The following is a 14,294-nucleotide window of genomic DNA, read 5'->3' on the forward strand; positions in this document are numbered from 1 at the left end:
ACGCGAATAGACGAAGGGACTGACACGTTGACGCACAAGAGTGCCAGCAGTAAACCTTCTCGAAACGATCCTCGACGTCGACTCGGCCAACCGCGATCGCTCTTTCGTCGTGGCTTAATTGCGGCGCTCACCTTCACCGTGCCCGTCTTCGGCGTGCTTTACGCCCTCACTATCCCGGATGGCCCCTGGCTGGCGGTCGCCATCACGCAAGCGGCGGCCGTCGTTGCCGCCATTGCGGCATCCGTCTCCTACTTTCGAAGTGCCATCTGGATTGGCCCTGACTCCCCCACAGTGACCGAGCGCGGCTTTTTCTTTGGAAGGCTCACTCACTTCGACAAAGCAGATGCGGTCTCGATTTTGCTGGCAGACGTGTACACGAGCGATGGCTCAGAAACGCGGCCACAGATGGTCATCCTGGGCGCAGACAAGAAGCGTTTGCTTCGCATGCGTGGGCAATACTGGTCGCCGAGTGATTTCGACATTGTCGCCGCCGAGTTCGATGTTCCCGTCTTCAGCATTCCTGGCGCAGTCTCGACGAGCGAACTTCGCGAAGACTACCCGCACGCTCTTTATACGCTGGAACGGCACCCCGTCATGATGGGGCTCATTGCCGTAGGGTGCACCGCCGCAACGGCTGCAATCTTGATGGGTGCGCTTGCCGTGATCCGCACCGTCGCACCCTAAGCACCGCACCGCACCGCACCGCACCGCAACCCCGCCGCCGCCGCCGCTTAACGACAAATGCCGCAGCCCCGCTGCCGCCCAAGCGACATACGGTTCTGCGGCATCTGCCGTACGGAGAACTAGCTCTTGACTGACCCACTCATGAGTCCGCCAACGAAGTACTTGCCGAGCACAATGTAGACGATGAGGGTCGGCAACGAGGCGAGCAGTGCACCAGCCATGGCGGCACCATAGTTGGCCAACTGCGCACCCTGAGCCAAGTTATTGAGCGACAGCGATACTGGTCCCTCATTCTGGTTCGAGAGGAACAGGGCGAACAAGAAGTCGTTCCACGCGGACGTGAACTGCCAGATGATCGTCACAACAAAACCAGGCAGCGACAGAGGCAACACGATACTGCCAAAGGTGCGCAGCATCCCGGCGCCATCCATGCGCGATGCTTCCATCAACTCGTGCGGGATGCTCGCGTAATAGTTACGGAAGATCAGCGTACAAATCGGCAAACCATAAATGACGTGAACGATCAGCAACGTCGAGATATCGCTGGGTAGCCCCAGCGTCGTCTTCATCTGCACGAGCGGGGTCATGATCGCCTGGTAAGGAATGAACATTCCGAACAGGATGACCGTGAACACGATGTCGGCGTACGGGAAGCGCCAGCGCGCAAGCACGAATCCGTTCATCGCTCCGAGGAACGATGCGATCAGTGCTGCGGGAATCGCCAACAAGAACGTGCGACCGATGGATGCCGACAGCGCGTTCCAGGCGAGCGCCCAGTTGTCGAATCCGGTGGGTCCCCCTTCGAGAGCAGGCTCCCAAGGCCAGCGAACGGGTAGTCCCCACGAGGTGGCGGGGTTGACGTCTTGCGGCGGCTTGAGGCTCGTAACGATAAGCACGTAGACGGGCATCAACACGACGATAAGGAACAGCACGAGCAATACGTACTTGACCGTGCGGCTCAGGCGTTTGCGATTGCGGAGCGTCGTTTGGCCAGGCATATCTGATGCGCTTGACACGGTGGGCTTCTTCTTGGGTTCAGTGATGACGCTCATCGCTGCTTCCTCTCTGAACGGGCCGTATAGATCAGGTAAGGAACGATCAGCACAGCGACGAACAGCAACAGGATTGTGGCTATCGTTGCGGACTTTGCGTAGTCGTTCGCGGTGAGGGCAACCCACAGATAGGTTGCGGGAACCTCGGTCTGGTAGATCGACTTGGTGATCGCCATGATGAGGTCGAAGACCTTGAGCGACATATGGCCAACGATGATGAGGGCCGAGAGCGCGACGGGGCTGAGCTGGGGGAAGATCACGTAACGGTAGAGCTTCCACTCGGTTGCGCCATCCATGCGGGCTGCTTCGCGCAGCTCCATCGGAATACCGCGGAATCCGGAGAGGAACAAGGCCATGACGTAGCCAGCAAGCTGCCAGATCGCGGGCAAAGCAATCGCCGCCATGCCCCAACCAGGTTCGCTCCACCAGGCGTTCTGCAGAAAGTCGAGACCCATGATCTCGAAGATCCGGTTCAACCCGGATGCACGATCACCCTCAGCGCTGTTGAGCAACCAGCGCCAGACGACACCGGATGCCACGAACGAGATGGCCATCGGGAACAGGAATACCGAGCGGAACACGCCCTCAGCAGTGACGCCCTTGTCGAGCATCCATGCCCACAAGAAACCGAAAAGCATGGTTCCACCGATGAAGAAGACGGTGAAGACACCGAGGTTCTGCAACGAATGAATGAAGCGCTCTTCTGCAAAGAGAGCAAAGTAGTTGTCGAGTCCTACGAACTCGGTTGCCGGTAGAAGGCTGTGCCGGTTGCTGAGCGACACCGAGATGTTGGCAGCGATCAAACCGTACACAAAGATGCCGATAACGATGATCGTCGGTGCGATCAAGAGGAGCGGCGGCCCCCAGTTTTTGTACCCTTTTTTCACGCGCGAGCTCCTCGGTTTGCACGGTAGTGGGTGGGGGTATTGCCACCCCCACCCACTATTTCTCGTGGTGCTAGTTAGCCCTGAGCCTTGTCAGAAGCAGCAACTAGTCCGGAAAGCAGCGATGCTGCGTCGCGGTCGGCGCCGAACTTACCGATGGCTGAGGAGATGTCTCCCGACCAGGCAATGCTTGCTGCGGCACCGTGTGCGAGCGAGCTCACAACAGTGTCTTCACCGAACGACTTGATGGCTGTCTGCTGGTACGCGGGGTAGTCAGCGGCAACCGTGTCGGTACGTGCCGGGATCGAACCCTTGGCGAGGTTGAATGCCTTCTGGCCTTCAGCGGAGCTGATGGTCGTCAACCAGTCAATGGCGGCTGCTTCGTGAGGAGCGCCTACCGAGAGAGTGAACGAGTCAGCGAGGAAGTCGAAGACTCCGTCGGTGCCGGGGGTTGCCCAGGTGGTGTACTCGCTGTCGTAGGTCCAACCGGCCTGCTGGAATGCAGACTCAGCCCAGTCACCCATGACGTTGTAGGCAGCGTTGCCATCGAGAACGATCTGCGTTGCCGCGTCCCAGTCAAGACCAGCGAAGTCGCTGTTGGTGTATTCGAGAAGGTCACCGTAGTGACCGATAGCGGTCTCTACGCCCGCACTGTCCCAAGCGGTGTCGCCGGTCCAGAGTCCCGAGTAGTCTTCGGCGCCGAGGTCAGCGATGAGAACGTTTTCGAAGAGCTGCATCTGAGTCCACTCGGTACCGAGGGCCAAAGGAGTCTCGACGCCAGCGGCCTTGAGCTTTGCGAGGTCTACGAGCCAGGCGTCGATGTCAGCAGGTGCGGCCATCGGGTCGATGCCGGCATCCTTGAGCACCTGGGTGTTGGCCCAGACCACGTTTGCACGGTGGATGTTGCTGGGCACGGAGTAGATGGCGCCGTCAACGGTGATGCGCTCGATCAGGCTCTCGGGGAAGACATCGGTGAGTCCGTTGTCTTCGAAGAAGGAGCTGAGGTCCTGAAGCTGACCGGCGTTGATGTAGTCCGTGAGCTCGGCTCCGGCGTGGGCCTGGAAGGTGTCCGGCGGGTTATTGGCCTCGAGGCGTGAAGCCAAGGCTGCCTTGGCGTTTGAACCGGCGCCGCCAGCTACTGAGGCGTTGATGAACTCGTCATCGGGGTACTGCTCTTGGAATACCTTGACGAGAGCGTCGAGGCCGACTTTTTCGGAGCCTGATGCCCACCAGGTGAATACCTCAACCTGGCTGGCGTTGTCTGGGTCTGTCGTTCCGGTGTTGCCTGAGCAGCCCGCGAGAACGAGGCCTAAGGCCACCGCCCCGGCGATAATGGAAAGTGGCTTACGCATTCTGTGTTCCTCCATTGGAAAGTGAGTGCTGTTCCGTTCAAGAAGTGAATCGGACGCTCACTAGTAAACTGTCTCGCCCTTGGGTTTGACAAGTGAACGCAACAGTTTTCCCCACATTGGTATGGTCACGATTTGGCAACGGCACGTCGGCTGGCCAAGAAGCTCTTCAGCTGGCGACCACGCGTTGCAGGTCAAAACCCCCGCAAATACGCGGTATTTCGTTCAGTTTTCACCACTCAGCTTGCCTAAAATGGCAGCGTGCAGCCTGTTCGGGCTAGCGTCGCTTCAGCGTAGAAAAAATCCCCCGCAAAACTTCGCGAACCACAGTTTGTCCAGTTCGTGAACCCAAGACGTCCTGGAGAACGTTCGGTTGCTTCCGCGTTGACGTCCGCGTCGTTGTACGAGAAGACGACTTCGGAGCAGACTTTTTGTTCATGTCTTTGAGCGCTCGCTCGTAGTCAGCCTGAAGCTTTGCCTGTTCTTGAGCTATTGTTTTCGCCGTCGACTCAGCTTGCTCAGCCGCCTCGACAGCAGCATCCGCTTCCGCTGCCGCATTCATCTTGACGGCCAATATCTCTCGCGCCGATTCCCGGTCAACCGGAGTGCCATACGTCACCATCAGTGGGGACGCGGCAACCGCCGCCGACATCACGGCAGCATCAGTGGGAGACATTGACCCGCGAGGAGCCCGCAAGCGAGTCCACGCCACCGGAGTTGGCGCACCCTTTTCGTTCATAACCGTGATGATCGCCTCGCCCGTCGCCAACGTGGTCAGCACCTCTCCTAAGTCATAGCCCGACGTCGGATACGTCGACACCGTTGCTTTGAGGGCCTTCGCCGAATCAGGAGTGTGGGCACGCAGCTGATGCTGAAAACGCGAACCGATCTGCGCGAGCACATCGCTAGGCACATCCTTCGGGGTCTGAGTGACAAAAACTACACCGACACCCTTCGAGCGAATAAGTCGCACCGTTTGAGTAATCGACGCAATGAAATCCTTTGACGCATCGTTGAACAACAGGTGCGCCTCATCGAAGAAGAAAACCAACTTGGGCTTGTCGATATCGCCAACCTCGGGCAGATCGTTGAAGAGATCGGCAAGCAACCACATCAGAAAGGTCGAGAAGAGCGCTGGTTTGTCATTGACACCAGGGATCTCAAGCAGGCTCACGATTCCCTTGCCCTCGGCATCAGTTCGCAAGAATAAGGACGTATCAATTTCGGGCTCACCGAAGAAGGCATCCGCGCCCTCGTTAGCAAAGCCAATGAGCTCACGCAGGATGACGCCAGCGGTAGCCGAGGAGAGCCCACCGAGATTCTTCAACTCGGCTTTGCCATCGTCGCTCAGTAGGTATTGCACGACCGCGCGCAAATCGCTGAGGTCAACAAGCGGTAGTCCGGCTTTATCGGCGTAGTGGAAAATCAGCCCCAAGCTCGACTCCTGAGTGTCGTTCAGCCCGAGCACTTTCGAGAGCAGCAGCGGGCCAAAACTGGAGACAGTCGCACGAATGGGAACGCCAGTACCCATGCCGCCGAGGGTGAAGTACTCCGTCGGGGATGCCGCGGGTTGCCAGTCCTGGCCAATCGACTCTGTGCGTTCCAGCAGCTTGCCACTCGAAGTTCCTGCGGTGGCAATGCCAGAAAGGTCACCCTTTATATCGGCAGCAAAGACCGGAACACCGGCGGCCGAAAGCTGCTCAGCGAGCACCTGCAATGTTTTGGTCTTACCTGTTCCGGTCGCGCCGGCGACAAGGCCGTGGCGGTTGAGCATCGCGATCGGGATGCGCACCGGAACGTCGGCCAGCGCATCGCCATTAACGAGTGCGCCCATCTCGAGCACCTCACCCTCGAAGGCATAGCCTTCTCGAATCGCCGTCACCTCTGAGGCAGTCAGTGGCCCGTTACCAGAATCTGACACCACAGACTGCGGGGCGGGCTCCGCTTCCGGCGCGGCCTCCGCTTCCGCTTCCAGCGCGGCCTCAGCCGACGCTAGCTCTGCGACCGCGAGGGCTGCCTGCGCCTCCGCTAGGGCTTTCTTGGCTGCTTCTACTTGTGCTGCGGCATCCGTCATTCTTCTAGCCTACGGAGTTGGGGTCTGACGCGGTTGTCTGCGCTACGAATTGTGATCTGTCGCAATCGTTCACCACACCCACTTCGCCATCATCCTGATTCTGCCGTGAGCTTCTTGGCTAACGGAGCCCACACGATCACCGCAACGCCAACGCCGATCAGCACGCCGCCGAAGGTGTCGCTCAGCCAGTGTGCGCCCAGATACGTACGACTGAGAACCATCAGAATCGTGTAGGCGACGCCCGCGATCCACACCCACCGACGGTGCAACAGAATAATCAGCACGACAGCTAGCGTTGCGGCATTAGCCACATGCCCTGACGGGAATGAACCAAGATCAGCCGTGACGAGAATCTCCGTCGGACGGGCCCGCCCGAACGTGGTTTTGAGCAGTTGAACTACTCCAGCACTCACCGCAGAGGCGGCGAGAAAGTACACCGCTGCCCATCGCCGTCGAGCAATCACGAAGGCGAGAGCGCCTCCCAACGGCACAACGAAGACCCCGAACCAGCCGCCACCGAGAAAGTTCATCGCGAGTGCTGGCACGGTCAAGAAAGGAGACCGGATGCTCACAAAATCAGCAAGAAGCAACTGATCGACGCTCCACGGCGTATTGCGGGTAGCTATGAGCGCCCCGAGCAACACAGCAAGGGCTATCGCCCCAATACCGCTGATGAGCGGCCAGAGTGCCGTGATCCGACGGGCCTCGGCCCGAGAAAGCTGTTGATTCACCCGTTAACGCTAGCGAGTCAACCTCAACGGTTGCCCATACCGCGCCGGGAGAGCTCAGTGAGGACTGTTTAACCGGTCAACGACTGATTTCTCTCACCGGGCAAGAGCCGGCACCGTTCGAGGACGCACGACAATCCACATTACGGCGATCGATACGATCGCGGTGCACCCCATCACAATGCCCATCGGAATCGCATTCGTGATTCCGAACGCACCCACGATGGGCGATGTCAGGCCCGCGAGCCCGAAGTTGACTGCGCCAAGAACAGAAGCGGCAGTCGCGGCCTCTCCCCCGTGGTTCGCCAGCGCAAGCACTTGAGTACAGGGGAAGGAAAAGCCGCAGAACATCACAAATAGGAACAGCGGAATCAGTACCGAGATGAGATCGCCGTTCACGACATCCAAGAAAACGATCGCCGATGCCGACAGCAGCAGTCCGATGCCGGAGCCAGCGAGAATCCATTGCGGCCCGATGTAACGCATCAGGAACGCACTGGTCTGCACTCCGATCACGACGCCGACGGAATTGACGGCAAACACCAGCCCAAACGCCTGGGGATCGAGCCCGTACACATTTTGCAGAAGGAACGGGGACGACGAAAGATAAGCGAACAGCCCCGAGAACGTCATGCCAGCGATGACTGCTGTGCCGACAAATACACGGTCAGTAAAGAGTGCCTTGTAGCGATCGCGAGCGGTGGCATGACCGAGGTCGCGACGGCGAGCTGGCGGCAGCGTTTCAACGATGAAGAACCAGGCGGCAAGCAACACGAGAGCGCCATAGATTGCGAGGAACACGAACATTCCACGCCACGGGGTGATCAGAAGCAATTGCGATCCGATAAGAGGGGCCAAAATTGGCGCAAGTCCCTGTACCAGTGCCAGCCGCGAGAGCATACGCACGAGCGGTAGACCTCCGAAAAGGTCCCTCACCACCGCCATGGCGACGACGGCCCCGGCAGCAGCACCCATTCCCTGAATGAGTCGGAACATAAAGAGGAGTTCAATGTTGCCCGAGAGCGCGACCCCGAGGCTCGCGACGAGATGCACACTCGTTGCCACGATGAGCGGAAGTCGCCGTCCCAAGCGATCGCTCAAGGGCCCGACGATCAACTGGCCAAGAGCGAAGCCAAGGGTGGTCGCGGTGAGCGTGAGTTGCACGACCGCCGCTGTCGTATTGAGATCACTTTCGATAAGCGGGAATGCAGGCAGATACAGATCCACGGTGAAAGGACCGAGCGCCGTGAGCGCACCCAAAACAAGTACATAGACAAGGCGTTGGCGTGCGGAGAGGGAATCACCCGGGTGAACGACGGTTGTCACACGAATCCTTGCTATCTAAAAGCCCAAGTGGGCGCGGGAAGAGAGAATGTCCGCGACCCCGAGGACTCCCCAACACTACGCCTCTCTCCGTGACGAGTGCGATCCAGCGACGATTCACGCCAGCCTACTCAGCGCGGTTCTGCTCCGCGTAGAGCCGCGAGTACACTCCGCCGAGGTCGATTAGCTCGGAGTGGGTTCCTCTCTCAACGATCGATCCGGCGTCGACCACGAAGATTACGTCAGCAGACCGCACGGTGGACAACCTGTGCGCAACAGCAATTGTCGTTCTCCCGCGCGCTGCAGTGTCGAGCGCACTCTGAACAATTCGCTCGGAGATCGAGTCCAATGCACTCGTCGCTTCGTCAAGGATCAGAACGCCGGGATCTTTGAGGAGCACACGCGCGATAGCGATTCTCTGCTTCTCGCCCCCAGAGAGACGGTAGCCCCGCTCCCCCACCGTGGTCGCGTAGCCGTCAGGGAACGACATGATCGTGTCGTGAATATTAGCGGCGCGGGCCGCGGTTTCGATCTGTTCGAGACTCGCCTCGGGACGCGCATACGAAAGATTGTCAGCGATGCTGGCGTGAAAGAGGTAGGTCTCTTGACTAACAATGCCAATGTTCCGGATGAGCGAGTCTTGGCTGAGATCGCGCACATCGTCTCCGGCAAAGAGAACCCTGCCATCGCTGGCTTCGTGCAGGCGGGGAATTAGATAAGAGACCGTAGTCTTTCCCGCACCTGACGGCCCAACGAACGCCGCGTATTGGCCGGGCTCGATGGAGAAGCTCACAGAATCGAGCGTTGCCTTCGTGGCGGCGCCGGCGTCTGGGTAGCGGAAGGTGACGTTGTCGAAGGCGACCGCCCCGAGGGCTTCCTTTCGTACGGGATGCGCGCCGGGCTTGTCTTTGATGGCCGGCGTGAGATCCAGGTACTCGAAAATTCGGGCGAAGAGCGCGGACGAGGTTTGTAGATCGAGAGCGACCCGCATGAGCCCCAACAGCGGGAACATCAACCGCGCTTGAACCGTCGTGAACGCAACGATTGTTCCGGCGGTGACGTCAATCCCATCCGAGATCAGGTAGCCGGCCACGACGTACACGACCGCGGGGATTATCGACAGAAAGATATTGACGGTGGCAAAGAACCACTGCCCGCTCATCTGTTGGCGAACTTGCAAACCGACCTGCTGGTCGTTCTCCTGCGAATATCGCTCTGTTTCAACGGTCTGTTGGTTGAAACTTTTCGAGAGCAGAATGCCCGAGACGCTCAGAGACTCCTGAGTGATCGCCGTCATGTTGCTGAGTGACTCTTGCGTCTTAGTGGCGATACGTGCGCGTACTTGACCAACGCGGCGCTGAGCGATCACGATTCCCGGTAGCACCACAACGGCCACGATGGTGAGTTGCCAGCTGAGCACAAGCATGCTGATGAAGGCAGCGATGACGGTGACCGTGTTGCCGATGACGCTCGAGACGGTGTTGTTAAGCACTCCAGCAACTCCGCCGACATCATTCTGAAGCCGGGACTGGATGATTCCCGTTTTCGTCCGCGTGAAGAACGCGAGTTCCATGTGCTGGAGTTGGTCGAACAGCCGCACGCGAAGCGCGCCCATCACTTTGTTTCCGACCGTTGCCGTGAGAAACGTCTGCCACACTCCCAGCGCCGCGGAGGCAATCCACAGGGCCACCATGATGCTGACTAGTTGGAGAAGAACCGGGATGTTCGGTACTCCACTTGAAGGAAAAAGACCTTCATCGAACGCTTGTTTAGTCAGCAACGGTGGGAGAACGCTAATAGCTGCGCCAATCAGCACGAGAGCTATCGTGAGGCTGAGCGCGGGGCGGTGCGGCTCAAAGAGTTGAGCGATTCGGCGGAGCAGGTGCGGAATCTCAGGCGCTTCAGCGTTCTCTGCTTTCTGCGCCGAATAGTCGCCGCCGCTGACCCGACCGCCACGACGGGCGCCACTACCTGTGCTCATAGTTCGACAATAGTTTGTGCTCCCCCTGTTAACGACCAATCGCACAGCGCATGAATGCGCTGTGCGAGAACCCGCGAGAAAAAGTTCGGCGGGTGACCTAGGTCACCCGCCGAACTGGCAGGATCAGCCTTTGCGAACTACCGAACGTCGTCGCGCAACGCTGAACCCTACGAGCACCAATCCGAGCTGCAGGAACCCGAGTCCAGCGAGTGTCGGAGCGGTAGTGCTCGAGCCTGTGAACGCCAGAGTTGGCAGGTCAATCGGGGGCACCGTTACAGGAGGCTCCTCGGGGGGAAGCGGGAATGTCGGCAGATCGCAGACCTCCAGCGTTACATCAATCTGGCTAGCCAGTGACTGGTCTTCATTCATCACGGTCACGATATACGTGTCGCCGTTGGGCACCTTGTCGATCGTGAGATCGCGTGTTGGCATATCTGCAACGAACGTGACGGGAAGAACGCCATCTACAGCGGCTCCACTCGACTTCGTCACGATGGTGACCGTGTAGCTCTGTCCGACGACAAGCTCGTCGATGTACAAGGTGACTCCTGTAGCACCGAGCACGTTGCACACAGCTTGAACTCCGCCGACCTCAGGGTTATCGGGGCAGGGAGCCAAGTACATGTCCGCCGCGGCCGTGATCGTGGGGTTCGACTTTGTGTCAGTCACCACAACCCGATAAGTGTTGTCGGGAGTGAGTCCATCGAACGTGAACTTCTGAGCGTCGCTCGTGCTCGAGTTCAGCGTCTGTTCCGTTCCGACTGCGACGTTGTCGAGCATGAGCGTGACGGTGTAGTCACGGCCAACGGCGAAGTTGGAGACTGTCGCGGTGATCGAAGCGTCGCCATCCAGCACGGTGCACTGCTCGGCAGCCAGCTCGATCGTTGTGTCGTTCGTGGCACACGGCACGATAGTAGCTGAAGCGCTTGCCGTGAAGCTCGGCTGAAGTGCGTCGGTCACCGTTGCGGTGTAGGTACCTTCCGCAAGATCGGCAACTTTGGCGTCGAAACGGTCAGTCGTCGCAACGAATCCGTTGTTGGTGAGCACGGACTTGCCAGCCTTATCGACGATTACCACGTTGTAGCTACGGCCGGGAACGAGTCCCTCGACGGCAACCGTGATGGTACCCGGCGCGTCCGTCGAGACGACGTCGCACTGAGTAGCCATAACGCTCAGGTCAACAATCTCTTCAGGACACGGAAGGAACGTGTAATTGCCGGTTTTCAGAGGAGTTGCATTCGACTCGCTCGTGTCGACCACTGTGGCGTAGTAACTCGCTGACGGTGTGGCCGGCGAGTTGTAGGCACCAGTGGTTGCAGTAGCAGTGAAGGTGTGGCTATCGACGACGGCATCTGAGCCAGCATTGACAACCGAGATGCGGTATTCGCGGCCGATAACAAGGTCGCTCACGCTGATCTTGATCGAGGCGCCTTCACCAGGCACAGTGCATTCGTTGGCAACAATTGCGATTCCTGAAAGTTCAGGGCAGACAAGAGATTGGACCGACTTGCAAGCAGTGAGCTTGCGGTTGGTGGTGTCAGTGATTGTCACCTTGTAATTGCCGCCGGCAACTACGTTGTCCCACGTGTAGCTACCTGTGGTTTGAGTAGGCGTGTATGTCACGGTTTTGTTTCCCGCAGATCCGCCCGAAAGGGTGAGCTCGTACTTGCGGTCAGCGACCAAGCCCTTGAAAGTAGCGGTAACTCCGGTCGAGCCGCCGGGTACGTCACAGCTTGTCGCGGTAACAGAAACGATGCTCTGCACTGCGCAGGGAGACGAAGTCTTCGTCCACTCGCGGTTCCAACTGCTGTGAGTGGGGTTGTTCCACGCCGTCACCGACGCGGTGAAGGTGTGCGCCTCGGTGGAGTTGGGGAAAGCGAAGAAGTGCTCGCCGTTCTTGCTGAACGGGATTACTTGCTGCTCGCCACCGGCAAGTTGGTACTTGATGAGGTTCTGCTGGCCCGCACCGGAGCCGCTCTGCTCGTAATACAAGCCCTTGACGGTCACTCCCTCACACGTCACCGAGATGCTCGGAGTGTGAGCTTCAGCAGCGGAGGATACGGAGACAACAGCCAATCCAGATCCGGCAACCAAAGCGAGAGCAACTACTGCGGAAATACCGCGGATGTCACGCAACGACCAACGCTTTCGGGGGTGGCCAGTGGACTTATCGAATCGGGGGGTTCGATTTGCGGCGCGCCAACGCTGCTTAAAGTTATTCACTTCAGGTATCGCTCTCGGGTAGCGAGCGGCTCGGAACATAATCGAGACTAATACGCGGGGGGGGCGGATCAGACCGGCGGGGGATTCCGGGTAGCTCTATCGGGTTTTGTCACACGTTCGGGGGTCAATCTTGCGACGTGCCTATTATGGGGGGCGTCGCGAGCTAAGCGCAAGCTAGACACGCTGTTCGCGCTAGTCTTAGACCCTCGCGTCACCCACCCGACCAGGCGAGAACCACGAACTCATCGAAACACTCGTTTCGAAGAGGGGGCAAAAATGGCGACAGCTGATGTGAAATTGCTCGAACGCGCCTTTAGCGCGGCCAAAACCGACGCGGACTTCGCCGTGGCGCTCACTGACCTCTCTAGCGTCTGGCCTCAACTCGTGAGCAGCAATGGGCTAGTCGTTCGCCAACTTCTCAATCTGGCACCAGCGGCTCTCTGGCACAGCGATCCGTGGCTAGTCACCTGCTACGCCGCGAGCTTTCGGTCGGTTGGGTCCGTAAGCCGCTCCGCAGCGTTGCCCTATTTTGATGCAGCCCTTGCTCTTCTAGAGCCGTCAACGCCCGCTATTACGCGGGCCACCCATCACGTGCATCACGCCGCGGCCTTGCGGTCGCTTGGGCACCTCGATGATGCGCTCGCGTGTATCAGAATCGCGAGTTCGATCGTCGAAAGCTCCGATGCTATTCCGTTAGCCAAGCGGATCCCCCTCACGGCAGAAATTGCATTGCATCGCGGGGCAATCTTTTTGCATGGTGGAGACTTTGACCGGGCAAAGACCGATTTTCGGCTGGCAGGATCGCTTGCCGAATCGAACCTGAGCGTAGCTGATCAACTCGAAGTCTTTGGCGGCTTAGCGCTCATCCAATTCTTGCTCGGTGATTTCGAGCACGCTCTGACGTATGTCTCGCGCGCAGAGTCCACCGGGGCAAGTCCCGCGTTACGCAATAGTCGATTCAATGCCCCCGCCCTCCTCACGGAACTGCTCATCACCGTCAATCAACGCGGGGCTGGCGCAGCCGACGAGGTCGCTGCGAGGGCGAGAATATCAATCGTGGAGTCGGACTGGGAACCTCTCGGACTCTATTCGCAGGCGTTCATCCAGCTCTTCTCCGGCAACCCGCACGAAGGCTTGGACCTGCTGCGCTCGGCACTCAACGCTCTCGACGGCTGGCAACCCAGTAGTTTCGTTTCTACCGAGATCGCCGGGCTGCGGGCAGCTGCGTTCCTGCAGCTGGGTGATGCGGGAGCTGCGTGGGATGTCCTCGCGCAATTGACGCCAACCCAGCACCACACGGTGTGCCCCAGCCGCCTCGTCGCGCATCTGCGACTCGTCACCGGTGACTTGCGGGGCACGCTCGATGCTCTGCGCGACTGCGAGGCGATCGGCGACGCGCATTCGAGCCGAACACTCGCAGACGTTTTTCTCCTCAAAGCGGCTGCGCATCTCCGGCTCGGCAACGATGAAACGTCGGATGTCGCATTCGACAGGTCGCTGCGTCTCTCCGCCCGTAATCGCATGCACAGTCCTCTCCGTCTGGTGCCGAGCGAAGACGTACAGTCGATGCTCACTCGGGCATCAGCTCGCAGCCAGCCGTTAGAGGTCGGCGCCCTCATCACCAGACTCGACGGTCTGACTGTCATTCTCCAGCCTCAGGATTCTCTGGCGCTGAGCGATCGCGAGCGTGCCATTGCACGCGAACTTGTTCGCGGCAGCAGCTCTGCACAGATCGCAGAGTCCCTCTACATTTCGGTGAACACCGTGAAGTCACATCTCAAGAGCATCTACCGCAAACTCGGGGTGACATCTCGCGTCGAAGCAATCCATAAGTCGCGCGAACTCGGGCTTCAGGTCGAGATCACCCGCGACTAACCCGTCAATCACCCTCTCGACTGTTGCTGAGCTAGTTCCGCCTCGATACATTAGGTAGACCACTTCCGCTGGCCCCGTATTTCTTTACGCGCCCAGCGGATCTCGTGTCGAATATCCGCCT

10 protein-coding genes are annotated in these 14,294 nt (G+C 59.0%); 2 read left to right on the forward strand and 8 right to left on the reverse strand.

Going from position 1 to position 14,294, the window contains the following annotated elements:
- The first annotated feature begins 27 nt into the window (after positions 1-27).
- Positions 28-684, forward strand: coding sequence for a hypothetical protein (locus tag FFT87_RS00160; RefSeq protein WP_219949398.1), 657 nt, complete (start codon positions 28-30; stop codon positions 682-684).
- Between the two features lie 119 nt (positions 685-803).
- Here FFT87_RS00160 and FFT87_RS00165 read toward each other — a convergent pair whose 3' ends face one another.
- The 8 genes from FFT87_RS00165 to FFT87_RS00200 all read right to left on the reverse strand — a co-directional run bounded on the left by FFT87_RS00165 (position 804) and on the right by FFT87_RS00200 (position 12,211).
- Positions 804-1,736, reverse strand: coding sequence for a carbohydrate ABC transporter permease (locus tag FFT87_RS00165; protein WP_219949399.1), 933 nt, complete (start codon positions 1,734-1,736; stop codon positions 804-806).
- Positions 1,733-2,623, reverse strand: a complete 891-nt coding sequence (locus FFT87_RS00170) for a carbohydrate ABC transporter permease (protein WP_219949400.1) — start codon at positions 2,621-2,623, stop codon at positions 1,733-1,735. The genes FFT87_RS00165 and FFT87_RS00170 overlap by 4 nt, the downstream gene beginning before the upstream one ends.
- Before the next feature lie 74 nt (positions 2,624-2,697).
- On the reverse strand, positions 2,698-3,972 hold the full coding sequence (locus FFT87_RS00175) for an ABC transporter substrate-binding protein (protein ID WP_219949401.1): 1,275 nt from the start codon (positions 3,970-3,972) through the stop codon (positions 2,698-2,700).
- A gap of 274 nt (positions 3,973-4,246) precedes the next feature.
- The gene (locus FFT87_RS00180) at positions 4,247-6,043 is read right to left on the reverse strand and encodes a helicase HerA-like domain-containing protein (protein ID WP_219949402.1); all 1,797 of its coding nucleotides are present in this window, start codon (positions 6,041-6,043) and stop codon (positions 4,247-4,249) included.
- 89 nt (positions 6,044-6,132) lie between these two features.
- Complete coding sequence (locus FFT87_RS00185) at positions 6,133-6,774, reverse strand: phosphatase PAP2 family protein (protein ID WP_255559976.1); 642 nt, start codon at positions 6,772-6,774, stop codon at positions 6,133-6,135.
- A gap of 93 nt (positions 6,775-6,867) precedes the next feature.
- Positions 6,868-8,097: a multidrug effflux MFS transporter gene (locus FFT87_RS00190; protein WP_219949403.1), complete on the reverse strand. Its 1,230-nt coding sequence runs from the start codon at positions 8,095-8,097 to the stop codon at positions 6,868-6,870.
- A 124-nt stretch (positions 8,098-8,221) separates the two neighbouring features.
- Complete coding sequence (locus tag FFT87_RS00195; protein WP_219949404.1) at positions 8,222-10,075, reverse strand: ABC transporter ATP-binding protein; 1,854 nt, start codon at positions 10,073-10,075, stop codon at positions 8,222-8,224.
- Positions 10,076-10,198: 123 nt separating this feature from the next.
- A complete protein-coding gene (locus tag FFT87_RS00200; RefSeq protein WP_255559977.1) occupies positions 10,199-12,211 on the reverse strand; it encodes an RTX toxin in 2,013 nt (670 codons plus the stop codon).
- Positions 12,212-12,574: 363 nt separating this feature from the next.
- Here FFT87_RS00200 and FFT87_RS00205 point away from each other — a divergent pair, with 363 nt between their 5' ends.
- Complete coding sequence (locus FFT87_RS00205; protein WP_219949406.1) at positions 12,575-14,173, forward strand: LuxR family transcriptional regulator; 1,599 nt, start codon at positions 12,575-12,577, stop codon at positions 14,171-14,173.
- Positions 14,174-14,294: the final 121 nt, after the last annotated feature.

This window comes from Salinibacterium sp. M195, assembly GCF_019443965.1.
Taxonomy (GTDB): Bacteria; Actinomycetota; Actinomycetes; order Actinomycetales; family Microbacteriaceae; genus Rhodoglobus.

What these genes read in the sequence shown, in the direction of transcription:
- FFT87_RS00165 (WP_219949399.1), bottom strand. Translation starts at nt 1,736, where the DNA reads ATGAGCGTCATCACTGAACCCAAGAAGAAGCCCACCGTGTCAAGCGCA.
- FFT87_RS00175 (WP_219949401.1), bottom strand. Translation starts at nt 3,972, where the DNA reads ATGCGTAAGCCACTTTCCATTATCGCCGGGGCGGTGGCCTTAGGCCTC.
- FFT87_RS00180 (WP_219949402.1), bottom strand. Translation starts at nt 6,043, where the DNA reads ATGACGGATGCCGCAGCACAAGTAGAAGCAGCCAAGAAAGCCCTAGCG.
- FFT87_RS00195 (WP_219949404.1), bottom strand. Translation starts at nt 10,075, where the DNA reads ATGAGCACAGGTAGTGGCGCCCGTCGTGGCGGTCGGGTCAGCGGCGGC.
- FFT87_RS00205 (WP_219949406.1), top strand. Translation starts at nt 12,575, where the DNA reads ATGGCGACAGCTGATGTGAAATTGCTCGAACGCGCCTTTAGCGCGGCC.